At 62.8% G+C, this 11,672-nt stretch carries 14 protein-coding genes; 3 read left to right on the top strand and 11 right to left on the bottom strand.

What is annotated here, in order from left to right:
- Positions 1–63: 63 nt before the first annotated feature.
- The gene (locus tag AOA60_RS12255) at positions 64–1,953 is read left to right on the top strand and encodes a TonB-dependent receptor (RefSeq protein ID WP_099584638.1); all 1,890 of its coding nucleotides are present in this window, start codon (positions 64–66) and stop codon (positions 1,951–1,953) included.
- Between the two features lie 71 nt (positions 1,954–2,024).
- Here the strand turns inward: AOA60_RS12255 and AOA60_RS12250 are convergent, their stop codons facing one another.
- The 11 genes from AOA60_RS12250 to nrdR form a co-directional block, all read right to left on the bottom strand.
- Positions 2,025–2,813: a cobalamin-binding protein gene (locus AOA60_RS12250; protein WP_099584637.1), complete on the bottom strand. Its 789-nt coding sequence runs from the start codon at positions 2,811–2,813 to the stop codon at positions 2,025–2,027.
- Positions 2,810–3,226 (bottom strand): nuclear FMR1 interacting 1 family protein, encoded by a 417-nt coding sequence (locus AOA60_RS12245; protein WP_099584636.1) that lies wholly within the window; start codon positions 3,224–3,226, stop codon positions 2,810–2,812. The genes AOA60_RS12250 and AOA60_RS12245 overlap by 4 nt, the downstream gene beginning before the upstream one ends.
- Positions 3,223–3,840 carry a GTP cyclohydrolase II gene (ribA, locus tag AOA60_RS12240; protein WP_099584635.1) on the bottom strand — a complete coding sequence of 206 codons (618 nt, stop codon included), beginning with the start codon at positions 3,838–3,840 and terminating at the stop codon, positions 3,223–3,225. Before ribA ends, AOA60_RS12245 begins: the two co-directional genes overlap by 4 nt.
- 127 nt (positions 3,841–3,967) lie before the next feature.
- Positions 3,968–4,696: an ABC transporter substrate-binding protein gene (locus AOA60_RS12235; protein ID WP_099584634.1), complete on the bottom strand. Its 729-nt coding sequence runs from the start codon at positions 4,694–4,696 to the stop codon at positions 3,968–3,970.
- A gap of 66 nt (positions 4,697–4,762) precedes the next feature.
- Positions 4,763–5,728, bottom strand: coding sequence for a thiamine-phosphate kinase (thiL, locus tag AOA60_RS12230; protein ID WP_099584633.1), 966 nt, complete (start codon positions 5,726–5,728; stop codon positions 4,763–4,765).
- Between the two features lie 18 nt (positions 5,729–5,746).
- Positions 5,747–6,247 carry a transcription antitermination factor NusB gene (gene nusB, locus AOA60_RS12225; RefSeq protein ID WP_099584632.1) on the bottom strand — a complete coding sequence of 167 codons (501 nt, stop codon included), beginning with the start codon at positions 6,245–6,247 and terminating at the stop codon, positions 5,747–5,749.
- Complete coding sequence (ribE, locus tag AOA60_RS12220; protein ID WP_003176356.1) at positions 6,244–6,720, bottom strand: 6,7-dimethyl-8-ribityllumazine synthase; 477 nt, start codon at positions 6,718–6,720, stop codon at positions 6,244–6,246. The genes nusB and ribE overlap by 4 nt, the downstream gene beginning before the upstream one ends.
- An 88-nt stretch (positions 6,721–6,808) precedes the next feature.
- Positions 6,809–7,900 carry a bifunctional 3,4-dihydroxy-2-butanone-4-phosphate synthase/GTP cyclohydrolase II gene (gene ribBA / locus AOA60_RS12215; RefSeq protein ID WP_099584631.1) on the bottom strand — a complete coding sequence of 364 codons (1,092 nt, stop codon included), beginning with the start codon at positions 7,898–7,900 and terminating at the stop codon, positions 6,809–6,811.
- 15 nt (positions 7,901–7,915) lie between these two features.
- A complete protein-coding gene (locus AOA60_RS12210) occupies positions 7,916–8,578 on the bottom strand; it encodes a riboflavin synthase (protein ID WP_029299435.1) in 663 nt (220 codons plus the stop codon).
- A gap of 48 nt (positions 8,579–8,626) precedes the next feature.
- Positions 8,627–9,763 (bottom strand): bifunctional diaminohydroxyphosphoribosylaminopyrimidine deaminase/5-amino-6-(5-phosphoribosylamino)uracil reductase RibD, encoded by a 1,137-nt coding sequence (gene ribD, locus AOA60_RS12205; protein ID WP_099584630.1) that lies wholly within the window; start codon positions 9,761–9,763, stop codon positions 8,627–8,629.
- On the bottom strand, positions 9,760–10,230 hold the full coding sequence (gene nrdR / locus AOA60_RS12200) for a transcriptional regulator NrdR (RefSeq protein ID WP_160385008.1): 471 nt from the start codon (positions 10,228–10,230) through the stop codon (positions 9,760–9,762). The genes ribD and nrdR overlap by 4 nt, the downstream gene beginning before the upstream one ends.
- A 139-nt stretch (positions 10,231–10,369) precedes the next feature.
- Here nrdR and AOA60_RS12195 point away from each other — a divergent pair, with 139 nt between their 5' ends.
- Together AOA60_RS12195 and AOA60_RS12190 are read left to right on the top strand one after the other, a co-directional pair.
- Positions 10,370–10,825, top strand: a complete 456-nt coding sequence (locus tag AOA60_RS12195) for a YbaY family lipoprotein (protein ID WP_099584629.1) — start codon at positions 10,370–10,372, stop codon at positions 10,823–10,825.
- Positions 10,822–11,475 (top strand): methyltransferase, encoded by a 654-nt coding sequence (locus AOA60_RS12190; RefSeq protein ID WP_099584628.1) that lies wholly within the window; start codon positions 10,822–10,824, stop codon positions 11,473–11,475. Before AOA60_RS12195 ends, AOA60_RS12190 begins: the two co-directional genes overlap by 4 nt.
- Positions 11,476–11,672 lie beyond the last annotated feature (197 nt).

Raw genomic sequence — 11,672 nt, 5'->3', positions numbered from 1 at the left:
GTGGGAGGTGGCTTGCCCCTCCCACATTTGATTTTTGCCATCTTCAAACGCTACGGACAGCCCATGAAACGTCTGCACCTTGTCCTGTTGCTCCTGCCCGCACCTGAGTTGCTCGCCGACACCCGCGACCAGGCCCTCAAACTCCCCGATGTGGTCATCAGCACCAACCGCCAGGTCCAGGCACGCAACGACAGCAGCGCCGCCAATACCGTATTCACCCGCGACGACATCGACCACCTGCAACCCACCAGCCTCACCGACCTGCTCAGCCGCGTGCCCGGCGTACAAGTGGCGCGAACCGGTGGGCGTGGCAGTTTGCCGGGGATCTACCTGCGCGGCACCAAGTCCGCCCAGAGCCTGGTGCTGGTGGACGGCCAGCGCATTGCCAATACCACCTCCGGCGACAGCGGCCTGCAATACCTGAACGTCGACCAGATCGAGCGTGTGGAGGTGCTGCGCGGCTCGCGCTCGGTGATCTACGGCAGCGATGCCATCGGCGGGGTGATCCAGGTGTTTACCCGGCGCAATGCCGAGCAAGGTCTGCAACCGCGCCTGAAGCTGGGCATTGGCAGCAACCAGACCTGGGAGCGCAGCCTCGGTCTGTCGGGCGGTGATGAACACACGCGCTTCAACCTGGGGGCGAGCCTGGATGAGACCGCTGGCATCAATTCGACCCACCAATCCTTCCCCAGCGACGGCGACCATGATGCCTATCGCAATCAGTCGCTCAGCCTGAACCTCAGCCATTCATTCAGCGATGAGCTGGAGGTGGGTTTCAATCTGCTGGATAACTGGGGCAAGTCGGAGTACGACAACAGCTTCGGCCGCTACGACGTTGCCAGTGGGCAGACCTTGGGGCAAAAACCCTACACCGATTACGCCGTCAGCAGCGCCAGCGGGTATGTCGACGCAGCGCTCAATGAGCACTGGCAATCGCGCCTGGAGCTGGGCCACAGCGAGAACCGCGACACCAAGCGCGATACCCTCAGTGACGATTTCAGCGTGTTCAACACCTACCGCGACTCGCTGAACTGGCAGAACGACCTGACGCTCAACGACAGCAACAGCCTGATCCTGGGCGGCGACTGGTACGAAGACCGCTTCCACGGCTCCACCACGTTTAGCGAAGACAGCCGCTGGAACCGCGCAGCCTTTGTGCAGCACCGTTTCCACAGTGAATGGTTTTCCACAGAGCTGGGCCTGCGCCGCGACCAGAACCAGCAGTTCGGTGGGCAGAACAGTTGGAGCGGCACCCTGACGCTGCCGATCAACCCCGACAATGACTTGTTGCTGAGCTACAGCGAAGGCTTTCGCGCGCCTACCTTCAACGATCTGTATTACCCCGACACGAAATACAGCAACCCGAACCTGCAGCCCGAGACCTCAAAGAGCTACGAACTGCAATGGCGCAGCCAACTGACCGACAGCATGCGCCTGGAGGCTTCGCTGTACCGCACCGACTTGAGCGATGCGATTATCCTGGACAGCACCAGCAAGCCGCAAAACGTGGCGTCGGCGCGTATTGACGGGTTTGAAGCCGCCCTCAAACAGGATCTGTTTGGTTGGCAAGGCAACCTGGGCGTGTCCATCATCGACCCGCGCGACCGTGATACCGGCCACACGCTGGCCCGCCGTGCACGGCGCACGTTGAATTTGGATCTGGATCGGCAATTCGACACACTCGGCCTGGGTGCGAGTTGGCAGGCGATCAGCAGCAGCTATGACGATGAAGACAATGCGCAGCGCCTGGGCGGCTATGGATTGCTCGGCTTGCGCAGCAGTTGGGCGCTGAACCGGGAAGTGGCGCTGTCACTGAAGCTCGATAACGTGCTGGATAAATCCTATGCGCGGGCACGTTACAGCTACAACGATCCGGCGTTTCTGAACAATCAGGATTACCGTGAAGAGGGTCGGGTGTGGAGGGTTGGTGTGACCTGGACGCCTGAAATCTAATTGGCGCCTGGATTGGCCTCATCGGGGGCAAGCCCCCTCCCACATTTTGACTGCATTCACAGACAGCGGTCTCAGCGGCTCGGAGCAATCACCTGACATAACCGCGCCACCGCTTCCAGCATTTGCCCGCTAGGCCGCTCCAGGCCTTTGTCCGGCACCACGCGCACCCGCGCAGCCATCAATGGCCAGACTTTCCAGGCCTTCAGTTGAGCCTGATCCCCCACCAGGATCAGCTCAGGGTCACGCTGCAACACCGACTCGATACTGACCTGCGGCGCAGGCAGTTTCAGGTCATCGAATACATTGCGCGCTCCGCAGACGCTCAACGCGTCGCTGATGATCTGCCCGCCACCCACGGTATACAGCGGCTGGTCCCACACCTGATAAAACACCCGCACTGGCTCGGCCTGCTGATAACGCTGGCGCAGCCCGGCCAGGCGCTGGCGCAGTTGTGCAGCCAACTGCCGACCGGCCTCGGCGCGGCCCACTTGCTCGGCGATGGCCTGGACCTGGGTGGTGAGCTGTTCAAGGCTATGGGGTTCGGCGACATACACCGGGATATTCAGGCGTTGCAACTGTTCGCGCTGGGCTGGGCCGACACTGCCGGGCCACAGCAGGATCAGGTCGGGATTGAGGCTGAGCAGGCGCTCCATGTCCAACTGGCCGTAATGCCCCACCGACGGCACCTTCGCCAAGTCGGCCGGCCGTTCGCCGCCATCGAGCACGCCAGCCAGCAGATCGGCAGCACCCAGTTCAACCACGATTTCAGTCAGGGATGGCGCCAGGCTCACCACTCGCTCGACGGCCAGGGCCTGGACGCTCAACGCCAGCAGCACAAGCGCCAGCCAGCGGCGCATCATCCGAGTTGACGGGGAATGCGATAGAGGTAAAACAGCACCATCGTCGACAGCGCCAGCAAAAACAGCGGAACTGCTTCCAGCCCGACAAACACCGCCAGCGCGCCCACCCACGACGGGATCGCGGCCACCAGCAACGCCGTGCGCCGACGGGCCGCGAGGGTGATCCAGGCAGCCGGTTCTTCGGGAGTATCGAGGGCTTTTGACGTGGCGATCAGCGCGTGTTTATAGCCGTGAAAGTAGCGCAGGCTGAGGAACATCGAGGCCACGCCAGCGATGAACAATGGCATTGCCAGCACCGGCAGCAAGGCTACCTGACCAAACACCAGGTTGAGTACGAACAACGGAAGCAGCGCCAGGGCCAGGTACTGCCACCAGTTGAAGGACAGTCGCCGTTTTACCTGGCCACGGGTCACGCGCGGTCGACCTCGCCCTGGTGCTCGTTGCCCATCATATGGTCGAGCTTGCTGGCTTTGGTCGCCAGGTAGAGCTTGTTATGGGGGTTGTGCCCGGTGTGCAGCGGCACGCGCTCGGCGACGGTGATGCCCATCTCGGTCAAGGCTTTGACCTTGCGCGGGTTGTTGGTCATCAAGCGCAGGGATTTCACGCCCAGATGCTCCAGCATCGGCAGACAGATCGCGTAGTCACGCTGATCGGCAGCAAAGCCCAGGCGCTCATTGGCCTCAACGGTATCGGCGCCACCGTCTTGCAGCTCGTAGGCGCGGATCTTGTTCATCAGGCCAATGCCACGGCCTTCCTGGCGCAGATACAGCAGCACGCCACGCCCTTCACGGGCGATGGCGCGCATGGCAGCTTCCAATTGCGAGCCGCAGTCGCAGCGCTGGCTGAACAGCGCATCGCCGGTCAGGCATTCGGAATGCACACGACCCAGCACCGGCGCGCCATCCGCGATATCGCCGAGGCTGAGCAAAACGTGTTCGCGCCCGGTGGCTTCTTCGAGGAAGCCGTTCATGGTGAACGTGGCAAAAGGGGTAGGCAGCTTGGAAGCGGCGACGAAAACGACGGGCACCGTGTGCTCCTGATTTCAGATTTCACAGAGGCGGCATTGTAACAGCAGGTTCCTACAGACGCTTAAGCTGAATGATCGCTGATAAAGATCAATCGGTTTGATTGGTCTTCCTCGCGGTTCTATGCAGTCAGAACGGATACGGCAGTTTCCAGCGCTGGAAGATCGGCTTCAGCTCGCCGCTTTTGACAAGGACGGCCATGCGCTGGTCGAACACGGTACGTAATGCCCGACCACGCTCGGTGTCGGCAAAGCCTATGTAGAGCGGGAGGTCGATAAGGTGGGTGAGCCGGAACCGGGCACGATCGGGCGCCTGGTTGAGGACATATTGCGCCTCGGTGAGGGCGTCGATGTAGAAGTCGACCCGACCGTGCTGGAGCATCGGCAGAATCCCGTCACGGCGCTGGATCTGGTTGAAACGGCGCACATTGGGCAAGTACGCCTCGTACCGGTAGCCGCGAACCCAGGCCAGGCGGTATTCGCCCAGCGTCGCCACGCTCGGAATCGGCGAGGTTGTCAGCCCAAGGGCGTAGATAGGGTCGGAGTCAAAGTTCCAGTGCGGGTACAGCACGCCCTTGACCTCATCGCGGTAGGAACCCACCCAACCATCCACCTCACCGCGCTGGGCCAGGCCCACCGACCGGGTGTACGGCTCGATACGGGTTTGCAGCGTGATCCCACTCGGCTCAAACACCTGCCGCATCACATCCCAGGCCAGGCCGCTGCCGTCCGCGTTGGTGTAGTCGTCCCAGGCCTCACTGGCGAGCACGACCTTGCCTGGTATCACGGGCACATCCTGCGCCTGCGCCCAGGCTGGAATCACACACAGCAGTATCAGCAGCCAGCGGCGTACAACCATGGGTACGACCTCCTGCAAAACCTTGCTTGAGTAATGACGTTATAGAGGGTAGCGCAGTGCGCCGATTCAGGGCGTGTCGCGAAAGTGTTGATAACCCCGGATGGCCGGTGTGATGTCCTGCCCCTTTGCGTCAAGCAGCGTCACACCCTGCCCCGCCTGGACACGGCCGATGACGTGCACCGGCCAACCGTCGGCCAGCAACGGCGCCAGCTCGACGGGCGGCAAGGTAAACGCCAGCACGTAATCGTCGCCACCGCTCAAGGCAGCCACCCGCGCCTCATCATCACCAACAAATGCCAGCAAGGCGCTGGACAGCGGCAACTGCTGACGCTCGATCAACAGCCTGACAGCCGATGCCTTGGCGATATGCCCGCAATCGGCCAACAGCCCGTCGGAGATGTCCATCGCAGCCGTCGCTTTGCCGCGCAGCGCCAGCCCCAAGGCCAACTGCGGTTGCGGTGACCAGTAATGGGCCAGCAGTGGCTGCGCAACGGCCTCATCGGCGTTGCGCAGACCCAGTACCAGCGGCAAGGCGCCAGCGGCATTGCCCAACTCGCCGCCGACGCACAGCAGGTCGCCCGGTTGCGCACCGCTGCGCGTCAACGCCTGGCCTGCCGGTACACGCCCGAACACGGTCAGGGTCAGGCTGAGCGGACCGCGCGTGGTGTCGCCGCCCACCAGCCCCACGCCGCAGCTCAGTGCCATGGTGTTCAAGCCCTGGGCATAGCGTTGCAACCAGTCGGCATCGACGGTGGGTGTCGTGAGTGCAAGGGTAAATGCGAGGGGGTTGGCGCCCATGGCGGCCAGATCGCTCACCGCTACCGCCAACGAGCGCTGGCCGAGCAGAAACGGATCGCAGGGGTCGGCAAAGTGCACGCCGGCCACCAAGGTATCGGTGGAGATTGCCAATTGCTCCCCGGCAGGGAGCGCCAGCAGGGCGCAGTCGTCGCCAATCCCCAAGGCAATGCCGTCGCCGCCCTGCGCACAGGGCGCGGCGGCGAAGTACTTGCGGATCAGCTCAAACTCACCCATTCAGGACTCAAGCGCAGGTTAGCGCTTGTGTTCCTTCACTTCGGCTTCACGCAGGCGCGGGGCCAGCTTGTCGAGCACGCCGTTGACGAACTTGTGGCCGTCGGTCGAACCGTAGACTTTCGCCAGCTCGATACCTTCGTTGATCACCACACGGTACGGCACGTCGACACGCTTGAGCAGTTCCCAGGTGGACAGGCGCATTACGCACAGCTCAACCGGGTCGAGTTCTTCGATGGTCAGGTCCAGGCAAGGCGCCAGGGCTGTGTCGATCTCGGTCAGGTTGGCATGCACGCCGTGCAGGATGTCGTGGAAGTAGCTCTGGTCGGCAAACGTGAAGTCGTTATCGACGCGAAATTGCGCTTCGATCTCGTTCAGCGAAGTGCCGGCCATATGACGCTGGTACAGCGCCTGGGTCGCGAGCTGACGGGCTTTGCGACGTTTTTCGCTTTTGGATGGCTTGCCGGCATCCGCAGGGCGCGGGTCCTGAGGGTTGAACTGATCGCTCTCGTCAGAAATCACTTGGCCTCCAACTGCGACAGCAGGCTGACCATTTCGAGGGCGGACAGAGCAGCTTCAGCGCCTTTGTTGCCGGCCTTGGTGCCGGAACGCTCGATGGCTTGCTCGATGGAATCAACGGTCAGTACGCCGAAAGCGACTGGCACGCCGAACTCCATGGACACCTGGGCCAGGCCCTTGGTGCATTCGCCGGCCACGTATTCGAAGTGCGGAGTACCGCCACGAATCACAGCGCCCAGGGCGATGATGGCTGCGTATTCACCCTGTTGAGCAACTTTTTGCGCAACCAGTGGAATTTCGAAGGCGCCAGGGGCACGGATAATCGTGATGTCGCTTTCGCTCACACCGTGGCGAACCAGGGCATCCACGGCACCGCTTACCAGGCTTTCAACCACAAAGCTGTTGAAGCGGCCAACCACCAGGGCATAGCGGCCTTTGGGGGCGATGAAGGTACCTTCGATGGTCTTCAGGGTCATTCGACAAATCTCTTAAAGAGCCGGGACGCGAAAAGTGCGTCCCTCAGTGATGATTTAACCGCGAACAAGGGGCAGAAAACGCCGGCCTTTATTCGGAGGGCACGTATTCTACAACTTCCAGATCGAATCCGGATATCGCATTAAATTTCATCGGTGCACTCATCAGGCGCATTTTGCGCACACCGAGGTCCCGCAGAATCTGCGAACCGGCCCCGACGATGCTGTAGGTGGTCGGTGTTTTGGCCTGGGTCTGCTCGGCGGTTTCGCGGATATGGGCGAGCAATACATCGCCGTCTACCGGGTTACCCAGCAGCAACACCACACCGCTGCCCGCCTCGGACACCGCAGCCATGGCGGCGCGCAGGCTCCAACGGCCCGGCTGCTTGACCATCAACAGGTCGCGCAGTGGGTCCATGTTGTGCACGCGCACCAGGGTCGGTTCGTCACCGCTGATGGCGCCCAGGGTCAGGGCCATGTGCACGTCGCCTTCCACCGAGTCACGGTAGGTCACCAGGTTGAATTGGCCCAGTTCGCTGTCCAGCGGCTGCTCGGCAATCCGCTGAACGGTACGTTCGTGGATCATCCGGTAGTGGATCAGGTCGGCAATGGTGCCGATCTTGATGTTGTGCTCGGCGGCAAAGGCTTCGAGTTCGGCGCGACGGGCCATGGTGCCGTCGTCGTTCATCACTTCGCAGATCACGCCGCTGGGCTCGAAACCGGCCATGCGCGCCAGGTCGCAGGCCGCTTCGGTATGGCCGGCACGGGCCAGGGTGCCGCCCGGTTGGGCCATCAGCGGGAAGATATGGCCAGGGCTGACAATGTCTTCGGCCTTGGCGTCTTTCGCGGCAGCCGCTTGCACGGTGCGGGCGCGGTCGGCGGCGGAGATGCCGGTGGTGACGCCGGTGGTCGCTTCAATCGACACCGTGAACTTTGTACCAAACCCCGAGCCATTGCGCGGCGCCATCAACGGCAGCTTGAGCAGCTCGCAGCGCTCGCGGCTCATGGGCATGCAGATCAGCCCACGGGCGTGCTTGGCCATGAAGTTGATGTGCTCGGGCTTGCAGGCCTCGGCGGCCATGATGATGTCGCCTTCGTTCTCGCGATCTTCGTCATCCATCAGGATGACCATCTTGCCTTGGCGGATGTCTTCAACCAGTTCTTCGATGTTATTGAGCGCCACGCGGCACCCCCTTGGTCAGGATTTCAGGTAGCCGTTAGCGGCCAAAAAACTTTCAGTGATGTTACCTGCAGCAGGCTCTGCGGCCTTGTCGCCCAACAACAGGCGCTCCAGGTAACGGGCAAGCAAGTCGACTTCCAGGTTCACCCGGCGACCAGGCTGGTAGGACGCCATGATGGTTTCGCTCAGGGTGTGGGGAATGATGGTCAGCTCGAATTCGGCGCCATTCACGGCGTTCACGGTCAGGCTGGTGCCGTCGACGGTGATCGAGCCTTTGTGGGCAATGTACTTGGCCAGCTCTTTCGGCGCGCGAATGCGGAATTCCACGGCGCGGGCGTTTTCGCTGCGGGCAACCACTTCGCCGACACCGTCGACGTGGCCGCTGACCAGGTGACCACCGAGGCGGGTGGTGGGCGTCAGGGCTTTTTCCAGGTTGACCGGGCTGCCGGCCTTGAGGTCATTCATCGCGGTGCAGTCCAGGGTCTCCCGGCTGACGTCGGCGGCAAAGCCATTGCCAGGCAGCTCGATGACGGTCAGGCACACGCCGCTGACGGCGATGCTGTCGCCCAGCTTGACGTCGCCGAGGTCGAGCTTGCCGGTTTCAACCAGCAGGCGTACGTCGCCGCCTTTGGGGGTCATTGCACGGATGCTGCCGATGGATTCGATAATGCCGGTGAACATTTCGTTCTCCTGAAAACGAGGGGCTGACGCGCAAGCGCAGGCCGGGAATTATACGCTCGCTGCTGGCACAGGGATGGCAGTGACCCGCCAGTCGTCGCCTACAGCGCGCATTTCAGTGATCTTGAGTTGGGGGGCGTCGGCCAGCTTCTCAAGCGGCCAGTCCAGCAACGGCCGAGCGGCGGAGCCGAGGAACTTGCCGGCGACGAAAATCACGTATTCGTCCACCAGCCCCTGCTGGGCAAACGCCCCTGCCAGGCTTGGGCCGGCTTCCACCAGCACCTCGTTGACGCCACGCGCCGCCAGGGCCACCAGCGCCGAACGCAGGTCGACCTGGCCTTCCACACCCGGCACCACCAGGCACTCAGGGCCACGGGGGAACTGGTTCTCCGGGGTGACACAGGTGATGACCAATGCCGGACCCGCCTTGAAGAACGGCGCGTTGAGCGGCACCCGCAGGCGACCGTCGATCAACACACGCAGCGGCGGGCGCGACATGGCCAGGGCGGTGGTTGCTTCATCCAGGCCCAGCTCGGCGGCGCGCACGGTCAGCCGCGCGCCGTCGGCCAACACCGTGTCGGCGCCGGTCAGCACCACGCTGGCCTCGGCGCGCAGGCGCTGCACGGCGGCGCGGGCGGCTGGGCCGGTGATCCATTGGCTTTCGCCGCTGGCCATCGCCGTGCGGCCGTCCAGGCTCATCGCCAGCTTGACCCGCACAAACGGCAGGCCGTGTTCCATGCGCTTGAGAAAACCCGGGTTCAGCGCCCGCGCCTCACTTTCCAATACGCCGCTGCGAATCTCGATCCCGGCCTGGGCCAGGCGCTGCATACCACGCCCCGCCACTTCCGGGTTGGGGTCCTGCATGCCGGCCACGACGCGTGCAACGCCAGCACTCACCAGCGCATCGGCGCACGGCGGTGTACGACCGTGATGACTGCACGGTTCGAGGGTCACGTACACGGTGGCGCCACGGGCCTTGTCCCCGGCGGCGCGCAGGGCATTGGGTTCGGCATGGGGTTCGCCGGTGCGCTCATGCCAGCCTTCGCCGACAATCTGGCCATCTCGCACGATCACGCAGCCCACCCGAGGGTTGGGGTGAGTGGTGTAGCGGCCCTTGCGCGCCAGTTCGAGGGCGCGGGCCATGTAATGGGCGTCGAGGACAGCTTGTTCAGCGATAGGTGGGATCATGGTTTGACCGGCTCACGGGCCAGGCGGTCGATCTCTTCACGGAACTCATTGAGGTCCTGGAAGCGTCGATACACCGAAGCGAAACGGATATAGGCGACTTCGTCGAGCTTTTGCAGCTCGCCCATCACCAACTCGCCCACCACCAGGCTCTTGACCTCGCGCTCGCCGGTCGCCCGCAGCTTGTGCTTGATGTGCACCAGCGCCGCTTCCAGCCGCTCGACACTCACCGGGCGTTTTTCCAGGGCGCGCTGCATACCGGCGCGCAGTTTTTCTTCGTCGAAGGGCTGGCGGCTGCCGTCGGATTTGATCAGACGTGGCAATACCAGTTCGGCGGTTTCGAAGGTGGTGAAACGTTCACCGCAGCCAGAGGCCAGGCATTCGCGCCGGCGACGTACTTGATCGCCCTCGGCGACCAGACGCGAGTCAATGACCTTGGTGTCGTTGGCACCGCAGAAGGGACAGTGCATGGTGGCAGGCAACAAAAAAAGGGAGGGCCATGGTAGCGCATCCCTGTGGCAAGACAAGCCATAGCCTTTACGGTATATAGGCGGGCTATTATGTTTCTTACATTTCAAGTCACGGATTTTGTCCTTTCTGGAGCCGTACATGCAGTTACGACCACTTGTTTTGCTCACCCTGTTCAGTGTCCTGGTCGCCTGCAGCAGCGAAGCCCCCAAACCTTCCACGCCTCAACCGGTGCCTGCGCAAGAGAAAAAAGTCCCGGGCATTGAAGACCTAGGCCCCCTGCCCGCCTACCAGCGTGAAATCAACGGCAGCCTGACCAACGTGCCCGCCGGGGCCGAAGTCGAGATGGCCCTGCTGGTGATCGACGACCGCTCACGCCCGCAACAACTGCTCGCCAGCAGCGTGCTGACCGGCAATGGCAAGCCATTGGCCTTCCGCCTGCGCTTCAACCCCGAGGCCTTCCCGACCGGGGCGCGGGTTGAACTGCGCGGCCGCGCCAGTCAATCCGGCCAGTTGATCCTGCACCTGCCCGCCGTGCGCATCACCCAGGCAATCACCCAGACCACCGGCCCCCTGGAACTCGTCAAGGCACCATGACGCCGCCGTTGGACTTGCAGCGCGCCCTGAGCGAACTGATCGGCGACGCGCAACTGGTGCCCTGCCCGCTGCCGGGTACCGAGCTGTCGTTGTGGTTGCTGGATGCGGACAACATGGACCGCGCCTTCAGCCCCGAAGAAACCCGGCGCATCCTGCATGAGCCGCCCTACTGGAGTTTTTGCTGGGCCAGCGGCCTGGCATTGGCGCGGTATTTGGCGGCGAACCCCGAGTGGGTCGCCGGCAAGCGCGTGCTGGACTTCGGTGCCGGTTCCGGCGTGGCCGCGATTGCAGCGGTCAAAGCCGGCGCGTTGGAAGTGGTGGCCTGCGATCTGGACCCGCTGGCCTTGGCGGCTTGCCGCGCCAATGCCGAGCTCAATCACGTGGAACTGACCTACTCGGCCGACTTCTTCACCGAAGCCGACCGCTTCGACCTGATCCTGGTAGCCGACGTGCTCTACGACCGCGCCAACCTGCCGCTGTTGGATCACTTCCTCAGCCGTGGCCGCGAAGCACTGGTCGCGGATTCACGGGTGCGCGACTTCCAGCACCCGGCTTACCAGCGCCTGGAAATCCTCGACGCGCTGACCCTGCCAGACCTGGCCGAGCCTTGGGAGTTTCGCAAGGTGAGCCTGTACCATTCGCGGCGCTAAGGTTGCGCGTTACAAATTTTCGGCAATAGGTTGGCTGAGACAGTGAACGACAGGGCATGGAAAATGCCCTCCTTTCGCACGCGGCCTGGGCAATCGACCTGCATGTTTTTTCAAACAACCTCGCTTATCTACGGCAACACAAAGGTCTTGCGTAAAGTCAGGCAGCTACCTAACCTTTGCGGCAATACACCCGCCAT

Origin of the sequence: Pseudomonas sp. 2822-17 (assembly GCF_002742485.1) — a bacterium.
Lineage (GTDB): Bacteria > Pseudomonadota > Gammaproteobacteria > Pseudomonadales > Pseudomonadaceae > Aquipseudomonas > Aquipseudomonas cyclaminis.
This window is presented reverse-complemented; position numbering and strand designations above follow the sequence as displayed.

Excerpts from the sequence above, each read along its gene's own strand:
- AOA60_RS12255 (WP_099584638.1), top strand. The coding sequence starts at position 64 with ATGAAACGTCTGCACCTTGTCCTGTTGCTCCTGCCCGCACCTGAGTTG.
- AOA60_RS12250 (WP_099584637.1), bottom strand. The coding sequence starts at position 2,813 with ATGATGCGCCGCTGGCTGGCGCTTGTGCTGCTGGCGTTGAGCGTCCAG.
- AOA60_RS12235 (WP_099584634.1), bottom strand. The coding sequence starts at position 4,696 with ATGGTTGTACGCCGCTGGCTGCTGATACTGCTGTGTGTGATTCCAGCC.
- thiL (WP_099584633.1), bottom strand. The coding sequence starts at position 5,728 with ATGGGTGAGTTTGAGCTGATCCGCAAGTACTTCGCCGCCGCGCCCTGT.
- ribE (WP_003176356.1), bottom strand. The coding sequence starts at position 6,720 with ATGACCCTGAAGACCATCGAAGGTACCTTCATCGCCCCCAAAGGCCGC.
- AOA60_RS12210 (WP_029299435.1), bottom strand. The coding sequence starts at position 8,578 with ATGTTCACCGGCATTATCGAATCCATCGGCAGCATCCGTGCAATGACC.
- ribD (WP_099584630.1), bottom strand. The coding sequence starts at position 9,763 with ATGATCCCACCTATCGCTGAACAAGCTGTCCTCGACGCCCATTACATG.
- nrdR (WP_160385008.1), bottom strand. The coding sequence starts at position 10,230 with ATGCACTGTCCCTTCTGCGGTGCCAACGACACCAAGGTCATTGACTCG.
- AOA60_RS12195 (WP_099584629.1), top strand. The coding sequence starts at position 10,370 with ATGCAGTTACGACCACTTGTTTTGCTCACCCTGTTCAGTGTCCTGGTC.
- AOA60_RS12190 (WP_099584628.1), top strand. The coding sequence starts at position 10,822 with ATGACGCCGCCGTTGGACTTGCAGCGCGCCCTGAGCGAACTGATCGGC.